Source organism: Exiguobacterium indicum HHS 31 (assembly GCF_001939065.1).
In the GTDB taxonomy this organism is placed as follows: domain Bacteria; phylum Bacillota; class Bacilli; order Exiguobacteriales; family Exiguobacteriaceae; genus Exiguobacterium_A; species Exiguobacterium_A indicum.
Map to the genome: position 1 here is coordinate 1,281,857 of NZ_MPSZ01000001.1, position 13,169 is coordinate 1,295,025.

Here is a 13,169-nt window from a genome sequence, read left to right on the forward strand (position 1 = left end):
CTTTATTTTTCTAGTGTACCAAAACATTCACTAGAAATCGTAGGTCGTCCGACGGAATCTATCGATTTTAGACGTTCGCTGTAAAACGTTCGCTCCAAGCGACTGGATCTTTCGACCAATCCGCCAACTGTTTTTGCTCTTCTATAGTAATATCACCTTGTTGTTGTGCGGTTTCGAGTAACGCTTCGAACGTCAGTAATGCATCCGCTTCGATCTTTGCGTCGCGGAGATTGTTTGACAAGCGCTCCATCCCGTACGAGAAGATCGCTTGAATGCGAATGACATTTGCTCCCTTCGCTTGCAGAGCTTGCGCCGCTTCGATTGCAGACATCCCCGTCGATAATAAGTCTTCGATGACGACGACACGTTGTCCAGGTTGAATGACACCTTCGATTTGATTCCCTTTACCGTGTTTCTTGTTGCCACTACGTACGTAGACCATCGGTAATCCTAGTCGTTCCGCGACGAATGCTGCGTGTGGAATACCTGCCGTCGCAGTTCCAGCAATCACATCGACTGCAAGTCCCTTCACTTTCTCAGCGAGTGCATCTGCAATCAAGGAACGAACTTCTGGGTACGAGAGCGTCAAACGATTATCACAATAAATCGGTGAACGAAGTCCACTTGCCCATGTGTATGGATCGTTTGGCGATAAGGTGACGGCTTCAATACGGAGTAACGCACTAGCGATTGGATTTACCATGAGAATTGCCCCTTCCATTGTTCAAGTAACATCAGATAGACCTGTTCTGGATGTTCTGCACGCGTAATCGGACGACCGATCACTAAATCCGTCGCTCCATTTTGACGAGCGTCAAGAACGGTCGCGACCCGCTTTTGATCATCCGCTTGACTGTTCGTCGGACGAATGCCGGGTGTGACGAACCGAAAATCTGTCCGACAAGCTGAAACTAGTTCCGGAAGATCGAGTGCTGAACAGACGATACCATCTAGTCCTGCTGCTTCTGCGAGTTGCGCATATTCACGAACGACTGCCGGCATCACTCCTTCAATCTTTAAATCGCGTAACATCGCTTCATCCGTCGATGTCAACTGAGTCACGCCAATCAGTTGTGTCTCAGCGTTCGTCTCACGCAGTCCTTCTCGGGCTGCGATCATCATCTCTTTCCCACCAGCAACATGGACGTTCGTCAGTTCGACGTCTAATTGTCCGATGATACGCATCGTCCGACGTGCCGTTTCTGGAATGTCGTGGACTTTGACATCGAGGAACACCGCATGTCCGCGCTCGACGAGTTTTCGGACGAAGGTTCCGCCTGCTGCATAAAACAATTCCATCCCGACTTTCACAGCTGGTCTTGTCGCTTCGAACCGTTCGAGAAACGAAAAGACTTCTGCTTCGGTCGGAAAATCAAGCGCGATGTAAAGTTGATTCATATGCTTTCCCCCTGATGTCTAAAATATGATCAATACCAAGTTCGTCCATGCGTTCCGGTAACTGCTGAATCAATTCTTGACAGATGTATGGATTGACGAAGTTTGCGGTACCGACGGCAACAGCCGAAGCTCCAGCGTAAATCATTTCGAGGACATCATCGACCTCCATCACGCCACCCATGCCAATGATCGGGATCGAAACGGCTTGCGCGACATCATGAATCATCCGAATCGCAACCGGTTTGATCGATGGACCGGATAATCCACCGATACGGTTCGCAAGGATTGGTTGCCCCGTCCGGACATCGATTCGCATCCCAACGAGTGTATTGATCATCGTCAGTCCGTCTGCGCCCGCTGCTTCGACGGCACGCGCCATCTCAACGATCGAGGTGACGTTCGGTGATAGTTTGACGTAGACCGGTTTAGTCGAGACTCGTTTGACACGTCGGGTCAACTCAGCGGCAAGCAACGGTTCCGTTCCGAATTGAATCCCTCCCGATTTGACGTTCGGACAGGAAATATTTAATTCCAATGCATGAATGCCTGGGTGCTGACTCATTTTTTCTGCGACGAGCTCATATTCTTCCGGTGTCGAACCCGCGACATTGGCGATGATTGCCGTATCGAACGTCTCGAGAAAAGGCAATTTATTCGTTAGGATACCATCGACACCCGGGTTTTGGAGACCGATTGCATTCAACATCCCCATCCCACTCTCTGCGACACGCGGCGTCGGGTTTCCGTAACGTTCTTCCCCCGTCGCTGCTTTAATCATGATTGCCCCAAGCTCTGATAAATCATACAACTTCGCATATTCCTCACCGAACCCAAAACATCCGGATGCCGGCATGATCGGATTTTTTAAAGAGAGTCCCGGCAACTCGACACGCAATCGTTCCGTCATAGTACGACCTCCTCTGTCCGAAAGACTGGACCATCGGAACACGTCTTGACGTACCCGCCCGTCGGTGTTTGACAGACACAGGCAAAGCATGCTCCGATCCCGCACCCCATTCGGTTTTCGATCGACAGATACTTATGTTCAATCGGTTGTTGCTGTAGTGACTTCAGCATCGGTTCCGGTCCGCAGGCGAGTAGGACATCGTAGCTTTCCGGATGTAAGGCAGCCGTGACGAACCCTTTTGTGCCATGCGTCCCATCGACGGTCGTGACCGTCGTCTTACCGAGCGCTTGGAATTCCGCTTCGTAAAAAACACTTGTTGCCGTATCGAATCCTAGAATCGCTTCACATGTCACACCCCGGGCGACAAGTTGGCGCATCGTCTCATACAGCGGTGGTACACCGATCCCCCCACCAACGAGGACGACGCGTTGAGTTGGATGGATAGCAGCAATCGGAAACCCGTTTCCAAGCGGTCCGAGGGCATCGATCGTATCATCCGGACGCAAAGAAGCCAGTTCTGCTGTTCCTTGTCCGATTTCTTTAAAGAGAAACGTGATCAAATCATGGTCGACCCGGGCAATCGAGATCGGTCGGCGTAAGAGTGGCCCGACGCGAAGATGCATGAATCGCCCTGGCGCGATGACCTGAGGTTGCTCAAGGCGACAGACGAGTTCTGTCGCACCTTGAGCTACCGTTCGTCGAGAGACGACCGTCAAGAGTTGCTTCATTGGATCACCACTTTCTTTTCATGTGTGAAGGCTTGGATCGCACTGGCTTCAAATGAGCGACTTTCGATGACACGTAGAATTGCTTCCGCCGTATCGAGTGATGTCAGACAGACGACTTGATTCTCGGCTGCTGCCCGGCGAATGATGAAGCCATCTTTCGTGACTTGCGAGTCCCGACTCATCGTATTGATGACGTATTCGATTTCCCCTTTTTCAATCACGTCGAGCATCGATTCGGAAGACGAGTCGATTTTGCCGACCGTCTGGACCGGTAATCCTTGCTCCGTCAAGTACGCTGCCGTTCCTTCCGTTGCAAGTAACGTGAATCCAAGTGAGGCAAAGCGTCGTGCGAGATCCGTCATTTCTGCTTTATCTGGATCTGCGACTGTCAAGAGGACACGACCGTGCTCTGGAATCGCCATCCCTGATGCGAGCAACCCTTTATAGAGCGCTTTTTCGAGCGTCCGGTCCGTTCCGATGACTTCACCGGTTGATTTCATTTCCGGTCCGAGTGTCGGATCAACTTCTTTAAGCTTCGCAAATGAGAAGACCGGTACTTTGACCGAGACGAGTGGTTCTTCCGGTAGGACACCACTTGTTAATCCATAAGAAGCGAGTGTCTCACCGAGAATGATGTCCGTTGCGAGACGCGCGACCGGAAGTCCCGTCACTTTCGAGATGAATGGCACCGTCCGGCTAGCACGCGGATTGACTTCAAGGACATAGAGAGCGCCGTCCGCGTAGACGAACTGGATGTTGAGTAAGCCTTTGATGCCGAATGCTTTCGCAATCCGTGTCGTGTAGTCGACGATCCGGTCCTTGATGTCTTGGGAGACACGTTGTGGCGGATAGACACCAATCGAGTCACCCGAGTGAACACCGGCACGTTCGATGTGCTCCATGATGCCTGGAATGACGACATCCGTTCCGTCGCAGATTGCGTCGACCTCGAGTTCGATTCCTGTCAGATAGCGGTCAACGAGGACCGGTCGTTCCGGTGAGGCGATGACCGCGTGTTTCATATAATGTTCCAGTTCTTCTTGAGCATAGACGATTTCCATTGCCCGACCGCCGAGGACGTACGATGGACGAACGAGAACCGGGTAACCGAGTGACGCTGCTGCCGTGACCGCTTCTTCGACTGTCACGGCCGTTTTACCTGGTGGCTGTGGAATGTCGAGCGCCGTCAATGCTGCTTCGAACTGTTTCCGGTCCTCAGCCCGGTCGAGATCCTCAAGCGATGTCCCGAGGATTTTTACACCTTCTGCTGCTAATGACTCGGCTAAGTTGATCGCTGTCTGTCCACCGAACTGGACGATGACACCGAGTGGACGTTCGTTTCGGATGACTTCCAGTACATCCTCCGTCGTCAGTGGTTCAAAGTAGAGCCGATCGGAAATCGAGAAGTCGGTCGACACCGTTTCTGGATTGTTGTTGACGATGATTGCTTCGTAGCCGGCTTGTCGAATCGCTTGAATCGAATGGACTGTCGCGTAATCGAACTCGACTCCTTGACCAATCCGGATCGGTCCCGATCCTAGGACGAGAATCGAAGAACGGTTCGTCGCGATTGCTTCATTTTCGCGTTCGTATGTTCCGTAATAGTATGGCGTGTCGGACGCGAACTCTGCCGCACACGTATCGACCATCTTATAGACCGGGTGAATCGCTTGTGCTTCACGCATCCGGCGAATCTCCGTTTCCGTTTGTCCGGTGATCCGAGCGAGCATCGGGTCACTGAATCCATATCGCTTCACATGCAGGAGTAGCTCAGGTGTCAAACCAGTTGCGACTGATTGCTCGAGCTGCCAAATATGGTGCAACTTTTCAAGGAACAGGCGATCAATCGCTGTCCAGTCATGAATCTGTTCGACGCTGTAACCGCGGACGAAGCCCGCGTACAAGGCGAAGAGTCGATCGTCCGTCGCTTGGCGAATCGCTTGTTGTAACGCATCATCTGCCATTTCGATGAAGCGTGGCATATACAGATCCGCTGTACCGATTTCAAGCGAACGGACCGCTTTCAGTAATGCCTCTTCCATCGTCCGTCCCATTGCCATGACCTCACCAGTTGCTTTCATCTGTGTGCCGAGTGTCCGGTCCGCCGTTTCGAATTTATCGAACGGCCAGCGCGGAATCTTGGCGACGACGTAATCGAGTGCCGGTTCGAACGAAGCAAAACTTGTCTCGGTGATCGGGTTCTTTAATTCGGACAAGGCATACCCGACGGCAATTTTCGCAGCCAGTTTTGCGATTGGGTAACCCGTTGCTTTTGACGCGAGTGCAGACGAGCGTGAGACACGTGGGTTGACTTCGATGACATAGTAGTCGAAGCTCGTCGGATCCAGTGCGAACTGGATGTTACATCCGCCCTCGATTCCAAGTGCACGAATGATATCGAGCGAGACGTTTCGCAACAATTGATAATCGCGATCCGATAGCGTTTGCGTCGGAGCGAAGACGATCGAGTCTCCGGTATGAACGCCGACGGGATCGAAGTTTTCCATCGCACAGACGATGATCGCTTGGTTCGTCGCATCGCGCATGACTTCGAACTCGACTTCCTTCATCCCGGCAATTGATTTTTCAAGAAGTACCTGTGTTGCCGGACTTGCCTTGAGTCCCCCTTCGACGATTCGCGTGAACTCTTCTGGTGTGCTGGCGATTCCGCCGCCCGTTCCCCCAAGCGTATACGCCGGACGGATGATGATCGGTAGACCGATCTGTTGCCGGAATTGTTGTGCCTCTTCGAGCGTATGCACGATTTCACTGTCCGGCACACCATGCCCGCGTTTAAACATCAGTTGACGGAACAAATCACGATCTTCTGCCTCTTCGATTGCTGACAATTTCGTACCGAGTAACTCGACACCATACTCAGCAAGGACACCGAGACGATCCAGTTCGACAGCCAAGTTCAGACCCGTTTGACCTCCGAGTGTCGCAAGCAAAGCATCCGGACGTTCCTTGCGGATGATCCGTGAGACGAACTCTGCTTGGAGGGGTTCGATGTAGACACGATCAGCGACCGTTGGATCCGTCATGATCGTTGCTGGGTTCGAGTTGACGAGGATGACTTCATATCCTTCTTCCTTCAAGGCTTGACACGCTTGTGTTCCAGCGTAGTCGAATTCAGCTGCTTGTCCGATCACGATAGGACCGGACCCGATAACGAGAATTTTCTGGATATCTTGACGTTTAGGCATGAGAGACCTCCTGTTGTTTCGTGATTTCTTCTAAAAACTGTTGGAATAGACCGTTCGCATCCATCGGACCAGGTGATGCTTCCGGATGGTACTGGACGGAGAAGACCGCTGCTGTCGTATGACGGATTCCTTCGACCGTTCCGTCGTTGATCGCAAGATGCGTCACTTCAAGCACGGTATCGCGTAATGACTGTTCGTCGACGGCATACCCGTGGTTTTGCGACGTGATATCGACGCGACCAGTCCGGATATCTTGGACTGGATGATTCGCCCCTCGGTGACCGAATGGGAGCTTGAACGTATCCGCCCCGTGCGCTAGTGCGATCAACTGATGACCGAGACAGATGCCGAAGATGACGACTTTTCCCGTCAATTCTTGAATCATCGGAATCGCTGTCGGGACATCCTTTGGATTCCCTGGTCCGTTCGATAGCATTACACCGTCCGGACGATAGCGTAAGACTTCCGTTGCACTGACGTCGTAGGGCACGACGACGACTTCACAGCCGCGTTTGACGAGTTCGCGGACGATTCCGAGCTTCGCACCGAAATCGACGAGAACGATCCGCGGTCCAGCACCCGGAATGATGTACGCTCGTTCCGTTGAAGCCCGCTTGACTTGATCCGTCTCGATAGGTGCATTTTGAAGATGAACCAGTTCTGCTGCTAAATCGAACTCACCGTCAACGAGTCGTCCACGCATGACACCTTTCGAACGGATATGCCGTGTCAGTTGACGCGTATCGATTCCACTTAATCCTGGAATATCAAGATCTTGAAGTGCTGCATCGAGCGACATCTCACTTCGGAAATTCGACGGCGTCTGACAATGTTCACGTACAATCAGTGCTTTAGCGAGCGGACGCGTCGTCTCATAATCTTCTCGGTTAATCCCGTAGTTTCCGATCAACGGGTTCGTCAACACGATCATCTGATCGCAGTAAGATGGATCCGATAACATTTCCTGATATCCTGTCATTCCGGTCTGGAAGACGACCTCTCCTGTTGTTGTCGTATCTGATCCAAACGCCGTTCCTTCAAACGTCATCCCATCTTCTAGTATCAGTGTCCGTTTACGCATGTGCTGTGTCCTCCTTGAATACGATTTCTCCCTTGACGAGCGTCATGACCGGGAATCCTTTTAACCGTTCTCCTGCGAACGGTGTGTTCTTGCCTTTTGAGCGGAATCGTTCCGGTGATACGGTACGCTCCGTTTCTAGATCAAGCAAAACTAGATCTGCTTCCGCCCCCACTTCGAGTTTCCCGTAAGGAAGTTCAAAGATGGCTGCTGCCTTATCCGTCAAATTCCGAATCAGTGTCTCAAGTGTCATCTCTCCTTCAGCGACGAGCTTCGTATAGAGGAGTGGGAAGGCCGTCTCGAACCCTGTGATGCCGAACGGGGCGCGTTCGATACCGAGTGCCTTCTCTTCTGCCGCATGGGGAGCATGATCGGTCGCGATGCAATCAATCGTTCCGTCCGCTAACCCCTCGAGCAATGCTTGGCGATCTGCTTCACTTCGTAAGGGAGGATTCATTTTAAAGTTCGGGTCCTGATTCGGTATGTCTTCATCGATCAACACCAGATGGTGCGGTGTGACTTCTGCCGTCACCCGAATCCCTGCTCGTTTCGCGTCACGGATGACACGGACCGATTCTTTCGTCGAGACATGACAGACGTGATAATGACAGCCGGTTTCTTCTGCGATCAGAACATCACGTGCGATGTGGATACTCTCAGCAAGCGACGGAATACCTTGTAGTCCTTCCCGTCGACTATAGTTCCCCTCGTGCACACATCCTGCTTTTAACGAATCATCTTCGCAGTGAGCAACGATCGTTTTCCCGAGCCGTGCCGCCTGTTGCATCGCTGTCCGCATGACTGCTGCCGTCTGGACGCCGACACCATCATCCGTAAAGGCGACAGCATCTGTTAATTGGTCGAACGCGACGAGTTCTTGTCCGAGTTGATTTTTTGAAATCGCCGCGTAAGGCAAAACCCGAACGGACGCTGTCTCTTCAATCTTTTGGAACAACGCATCAAGTGTTTGACGATCGTCTGGTACGGGGCGCGTGTTCGGCATCGGACAAATCGTCGTGAATCCACCCGCTGCCGCCGCTGCCGTGCCGGTCGCAATCGTCTCCTTATGTTCGCCACCCGGTTCCCGCAGGTGGACATGGATGTCAACGAATCCTGGTGCGACGAATAAGCCGGACGCATCAATGACCGTTTCATTCGCTTGCGGTGTTGCTGCTAAATCCGTGATTTTCCCGGCTTCAATCCGAATATCTCCCGTTCGAACTTGTCCCGCCTCGTACCATCTCGCATTCTCAATTCGTGTTGTCATCTGCATCGTCTCCTTTGATTGATTTCGTTGAAAAGCACCATTCCAGAATCGCCATCCGTGCAAAGACACCGTTTTTCATCTGTTCAAAAATCCGCGATCGCGGATGTTCGACCAGTTCGTCGGCAATCTCGACTCCCCGATTGACCGGTGCCGGATGAAGCACGATCGCGGAATGCTTCAGACGGTTCATCCGCTCATCTGTCAATCCGTGCGTTGTGTGGTAGACTGCTGGATCAAATCGCGTCGTCCCGTCATGCCGTTCGTGCTGGACACGCAGTAACATCAAGATGTCGCACTGCTCGACGGCTTCATCCATCGGAAGATACGGTATGCCCATCGCAGGGTCGTACCACTCAATAGGTCCTGATCCATAGACGATGGCACCGAGTCGTTTTAAGATGTCAGCGTTCGATCGGGCGACGCGACTATGTTGTAAGTCCCCACAGATGACGACGACTTTTCCTTCGACCGTTCCATACGTTTCGACCATCGTCATCAAATCGAGTAAGGACTGAGACGGATGTTGACCGCTCCCATCTCCCGCATTGATGATCGGAATATTGAGCGTCTGCATCAGTTCTTCGTAATATCCGGTTGCTCCGTGACGAATGACCAAAGCATCTGCGCCGATTGCTTCGAGTGTCTTGCATGTATCGCGTAACGTTTCTCCTTTTTGCACGGAGGAAGTCGCCGTTTCGAACGGCAGTAGATGCATATTCAGACGATGCTCTGCCATCTCAAAGGAAGAGCGTGTCCGCGTCGAGTTTTCAAAGAACAGATTGACGAGTGTCTTACCGGAAAAATCTGGTGCTGGCTCGCCTCGTTTAAAAGCGAGACTGCGTTCAATCAAAGAATTGATTTCTGTCGTGGATAAACTTTCTAGGTTGACGAAATGCCGGGTTTTTAGGATCGTCTTCATATCATTCACTCCTCTTCAGGTCATGAAAAAGGCGCACCTTCTAAGTGAAGGTGCGCCGAAAGAAGGCAGAGTGATTCCCTGCATCTTTTCATGGCCTTCACTTTATCGTTCTCTCGGAACGTCTTAAAAGTTGTTAGCTACTGATTGAGTTGTAGAGGTTTCCGTTGTTTCTTCGACCTGCTCTGTCGTTTTTGGAAGAACTAGATTCAGGATGATTCCAAGAATCGTCGCTAGTGCCATTCCTTCGAGAGAGAAGTTGCCGATTTTAAGCGCCGCGCCTCCGATACCTGTGACGAGAATGACGGCTGTAATCGTCAGATTTCGTTTATCGGCAAGATCGATCTTACTTTCCGTCAGCGTCCGGAGACCGTTCGACGCGATGACTCCGAACAAGAGGATACTGATTCCACCCATGACCGGTGTCGGAATCGTCTTGATGAACCCTTCGACGTATCCGAGGAATCCGAAGCTGATTGCAAGAACCGCCGCACCACCGAGGACATAGACACTGTAGACGCGTGTGATCGACATGACACCGTTGTTCTCACCATACGTCGTAACCGGTGGTCCGCCAAGCATCGACGCGACTGTCTTCGCGATCCCGTCACCCAGTACGGTCCGGTGCATCCCTGGATCGAGGAGCGTCTCGCGCCCGATGATCCGTGATGTCACTTTTTGTTCGCCGATGTGCTCCGTCAGTGTGACGAGCGTCACAGGAACAATCAGAAGCAAGGCGGCTGTATTCCACGATGGTGTGTAATTCAAGAACGGAATCGTGAAGTCTGGCACGTGGAAGAACGTGGCTTGTTGGAGTGGTGTGAAGTCAATGATTCCGACCGATGCCGCAACGAGATAACCAACTGTGATCCCGAACAAAATCGGAATCGTACTCCACATTCCTTTTAAGTACGTCATCGCAAGGAGTGTGACGCCGAGTGTGACCATCGCAACGAGGAAGTACAGTCCGTTGTACTTACCATCCGCTCCGTTCATCGCCATGTTGACAGCGGTCGGGGCGAGCGATAGACCGATGACCATGATGACCGGTCCGATGACGACCGGCGGGAGTAAGCGAAGCAACCAAGCAGCTCCCGTGTAGCGGATGAGGAGTGAGACGAGTCCGTAGACGAGTCCAGCGACCATTCCGCCGATTAAGGCATCCTCGACACCCCACCGCTCACTGACGGCGATGATTGGGGCGATGTAGGCAAAACTCGAACCAAGATATGTGGGTACTTTGAAGCGGGTGACGGCGAGGAAAATCAGTGTGCCGACTCCGCTTGCGACGAGCGCGACCGATGTGTTGAGTCCCGTTAAGAGCGGGACGAGCACGGTCGCACCAAACATCGCGAAGACGTGTTGTAAGCTGAGCATCAGCCAGTTTAGAGGGTGAGTAGGTACTTCTTGTACATCAAGTACTGCGGCATGTTTTGCCATATGGATGACTCCCTTTCTGGTCTCTCTGGACCACCTTAAAGGTTTTGAATTTTAGCGTTTAATGAATACTTGATCGGCTTCATCGACTTCGGCGAGCGCGACGACGACTTGTTCCTCGCGGGATGTCGGGACGTTCTTACCGATGAAATCTGGTCGAATCGGTAACTCCCGATGTCCGCGGTCGACGAGGACAGCAAGTTGAATCATACTCGGTCTTCCGTGATCGACGAGCGCATCCATCGCGGCGCGAACGGTGCGTCCTGTGTAGAGGACGTCGTCAACGAGGACGACGATTTTCCCGGTGATGTCTTCCGGTAGATCAGAACCTTTGATTTCTGGTTCTAAACTTCGTTTCGACAAGTCATCCCGGTACATCGAGATGTCAACGACACCGAGTAAGACCGGTTTTCCTTCGATTTGTTCGATGCGCTTCGCAAGTCGGCGAGCGAGTGTCTCGCCTCGCGTCTTGATTCCGACGATTATCAAATCATGAATTCCTTTGTTACGTTCGATGATTTCATGGGCGATCCGTGTCAGTGCACGTCCGATCGCGGCTTCATCTAAGATGACGGCTGGTTTCATGGTTTCTCCTTTCATACAAAAGACCTTCTGCGGAAATCCGCAGAAGGTCATCGAAGACAGAATCATGGCATACGTGTTGTATGCATGCCTACGCACGATCGTGGTAGGTTCTCCCTTTCGCAGCCTCTCCGGACTCGATTAAAGGTGATACTAGTTAGGTAGGATCGTCACTCGGACGACCGAAGTGTCAGTAGAGGATGTCTCGCATCGCTCTCTAGGTGATACTCTACCGTTTTATTAGAAAAACGTCAAGACTCTAATTCAAGTTTTTTCAATTGACCGATTTCAAATGTCATCTCTTCTGGGAGCGGTGCTTCAAAGCGCATCCACTCACCTGTGCGTGGATGTTCGAAACCGAGAACCGCAGCATGCAAGGCTTGACCGTTCATTTTCATCGTCTTACGTGGACCATATTTCGGGTCACCCGCAAGCGGGAAACCGATATAACGCATATGGACACGGATTTGGTGCGTCCGTCCTGTTTCAAGTTTACATTCAACGACCGTAAAGCCTTCGTACCGATCGAGAACACGGAAATGGGTCACGGCAGACTTTGAATTCTTATCCGTTACCGTCATCCGTTGACGGTCGTTCTTATCGCGTCCGATTGGGGCTTCGATCGTTCCGAGTTCGTGCGGGATTTCACCGTGCACGAGCGCGATGTAGAGACGTTCCGTCGTCTTCTCTTTCAATTGATGTGCCAGTGACTCATGCGCTAAGTCGTTCTTAGCGACCATCAACAGACCTGACGTATCCTTATCGATCCGGTGAACGATTCCTGGACGTTTGACGCCATTGATGCCTGAGAGATCTTGACAGTGGTGTAATAAGGCGTTGACTAGCGTTCCTGAGACATGACCTGCCGCCGGGTGGACGACCATCCCTTTTGGTTTATTGACGACGATGACGTCCGAGTCCTCATACACGACTTCAAGTGGGATGTCTTCCGGTAAGATCTCGAGCTCCACCGCTTCCGGGATATGAACGACAATCGATTCCGTTCCCGATAATTTATAGTTCGGTTTGACGACACGACCATCGACTTCGACACGTCCCGCTTTCAACCATTCCTGTACTTGCGAACGCGACCAATCGTTTTGTTCTGCGAGCCATTTATCGATGCGCCCTGTCGCTCCATCCGCTTGTACGGACCATGTTTCTACTTCATTCATTTATCCATCGTTCCTTTCTTAGTCAACCGTTCTTCAAACATGACGCTGATCAACATCGTGATGACACCAAACGTCAAACAGACGTCTGCGACATTAAAGATCGGAAAATTATAGCCGAACGGGAAGAAGTGGAAGAAATCAACGACTTCTCCTCGTGCCATTCGATCAATGAAATTTCCGATCGCACCACTGAGCAATAACGCGATGCTCCAAGCAAATACCTTATTTTTCGTGCCTTCCTTGTAGAGGAAGTAAATCAATCCAATGACGACGACGACCGTAACGATGAAGAAAAAGCCGAATTTACCTTCGAGCATTCCCCACGCGGCGCCACGATTCCGATACGAGTTGAGATAAAAGAAATCCGGAATGACCGTGATCGCTTGACCAATCGTCATGTTTTGAACGACGATCCATTTCGTCAACTGGTCAATTCCAACGAGTAAAGTAGCAATCCCTAAGTAAAGCCACATCC

Annotated in this window: 12 protein-coding genes; all 12 read right to left on the minus strand. The window is 51.6% G+C overall.

The features are described from left to right. Positions 1–67 precede the first annotated feature (67 nt). The 12 genes from pyrE to lspA all read right to left on the minus strand — a co-directional run bounded on the left by pyrE (position 68) and on the right by lspA (position 13,167). The gene (gene pyrE / locus N179_RS06960; RefSeq protein ID WP_074668419.1) at positions 68–703 is read right to left on the minus strand and encodes an orotate phosphoribosyltransferase; all 636 of its coding nucleotides are present in this window, start codon (positions 701–703) and stop codon (positions 68–70) included. Then, on the minus strand, positions 697–1,398 hold the full coding sequence (gene pyrF / locus N179_RS06965; RefSeq protein ID WP_035396734.1) for an orotidine-5'-phosphate decarboxylase: 702 nt from the start codon (positions 1,396–1,398) through the stop codon (positions 697–699). Before pyrF ends, pyrE begins: the two co-directional genes overlap by 7 nt. After that, on the minus strand, positions 1,373–2,305 hold the full coding sequence (locus tag N179_RS06970) for a dihydroorotate dehydrogenase (RefSeq protein ID WP_075642551.1): 933 nt from the start codon (positions 2,303–2,305) through the stop codon (positions 1,373–1,375). Before N179_RS06970 ends, pyrF begins: the two co-directional genes overlap by 26 nt. After that, complete coding sequence (locus tag N179_RS06975) at positions 2,302–3,033, minus strand: iron-sulfur cluster-binding protein (RefSeq protein WP_075642552.1); 732 nt, start codon at positions 3,031–3,033, stop codon at positions 2,302–2,304. Before N179_RS06975 ends, N179_RS06970 begins: the two co-directional genes overlap by 4 nt. Further along, the gene (gene carB, locus N179_RS06980) at positions 3,030–6,239 is read right to left on the minus strand and encodes a carbamoyl-phosphate synthase large subunit (protein WP_075642553.1); all 3,210 of its coding nucleotides are present in this window, start codon (positions 6,237–6,239) and stop codon (positions 3,030–3,032) included. The genes N179_RS06975 and carB overlap by 4 nt, the downstream gene beginning before the upstream one ends. Further along, complete coding sequence (locus tag N179_RS06985; RefSeq protein ID WP_023468786.1) at positions 6,232–7,320, minus strand: carbamoyl phosphate synthase small subunit; 1,089 nt, start codon at positions 7,318–7,320, stop codon at positions 6,232–6,234. Before N179_RS06985 ends, carB begins: the two co-directional genes overlap by 8 nt. Further along, positions 7,313–8,584 carry a dihydroorotase gene (locus tag N179_RS06990; RefSeq protein WP_023468787.1) on the minus strand — a complete coding sequence of 424 codons (1,272 nt, stop codon included), beginning with the start codon at positions 8,582–8,584 and terminating at the stop codon, positions 7,313–7,315. The genes N179_RS06985 and N179_RS06990 overlap by 8 nt, the downstream gene beginning before the upstream one ends. Beyond that, positions 8,568–9,503 (minus strand): aspartate carbamoyltransferase catalytic subunit, encoded by a 936-nt coding sequence (locus N179_RS06995; RefSeq protein ID WP_023468788.1) that lies wholly within the window; start codon positions 9,501–9,503, stop codon positions 8,568–8,570. The genes N179_RS06990 and N179_RS06995 overlap by 17 nt, the downstream gene beginning before the upstream one ends. 123 nt (positions 9,504–9,626) lie before the next feature. Further along, positions 9,627–10,940: a uracil-xanthine permease family protein gene (locus N179_RS07000; RefSeq protein WP_050677526.1), complete on the minus strand. Its 1,314-nt coding sequence runs from the start codon at positions 10,938–10,940 to the stop codon at positions 9,627–9,629. A 51-nt stretch (positions 10,941–10,991) separates the two neighbouring features. Further along, positions 10,992–11,522, minus strand: a complete 531-nt coding sequence (gene pyrR / locus N179_RS07005) for a bifunctional pyr operon transcriptional regulator/uracil phosphoribosyltransferase PyrR (RefSeq protein WP_064299916.1) — start codon at positions 11,520–11,522, stop codon at positions 10,992–10,994. Positions 11,523–11,770: 248 nt separating this feature from the next. Continuing rightward, the gene (locus N179_RS07010; RefSeq protein WP_023468791.1) at positions 11,771–12,694 is read right to left on the minus strand and encodes an RluA family pseudouridine synthase; all 924 of its coding nucleotides are present in this window, start codon (positions 12,692–12,694) and stop codon (positions 11,771–11,773) included. Continuing rightward, positions 12,691–13,167 carry a signal peptidase II gene (gene lspA / locus N179_RS07015; RefSeq protein ID WP_075642554.1) on the minus strand — a complete coding sequence of 159 codons (477 nt, stop codon included), beginning with the start codon at positions 13,165–13,167 and terminating at the stop codon, positions 12,691–12,693. The genes N179_RS07010 and lspA overlap by 4 nt, the downstream gene beginning before the upstream one ends. Positions 13,168–13,169: the final 2 nt, after the last annotated feature.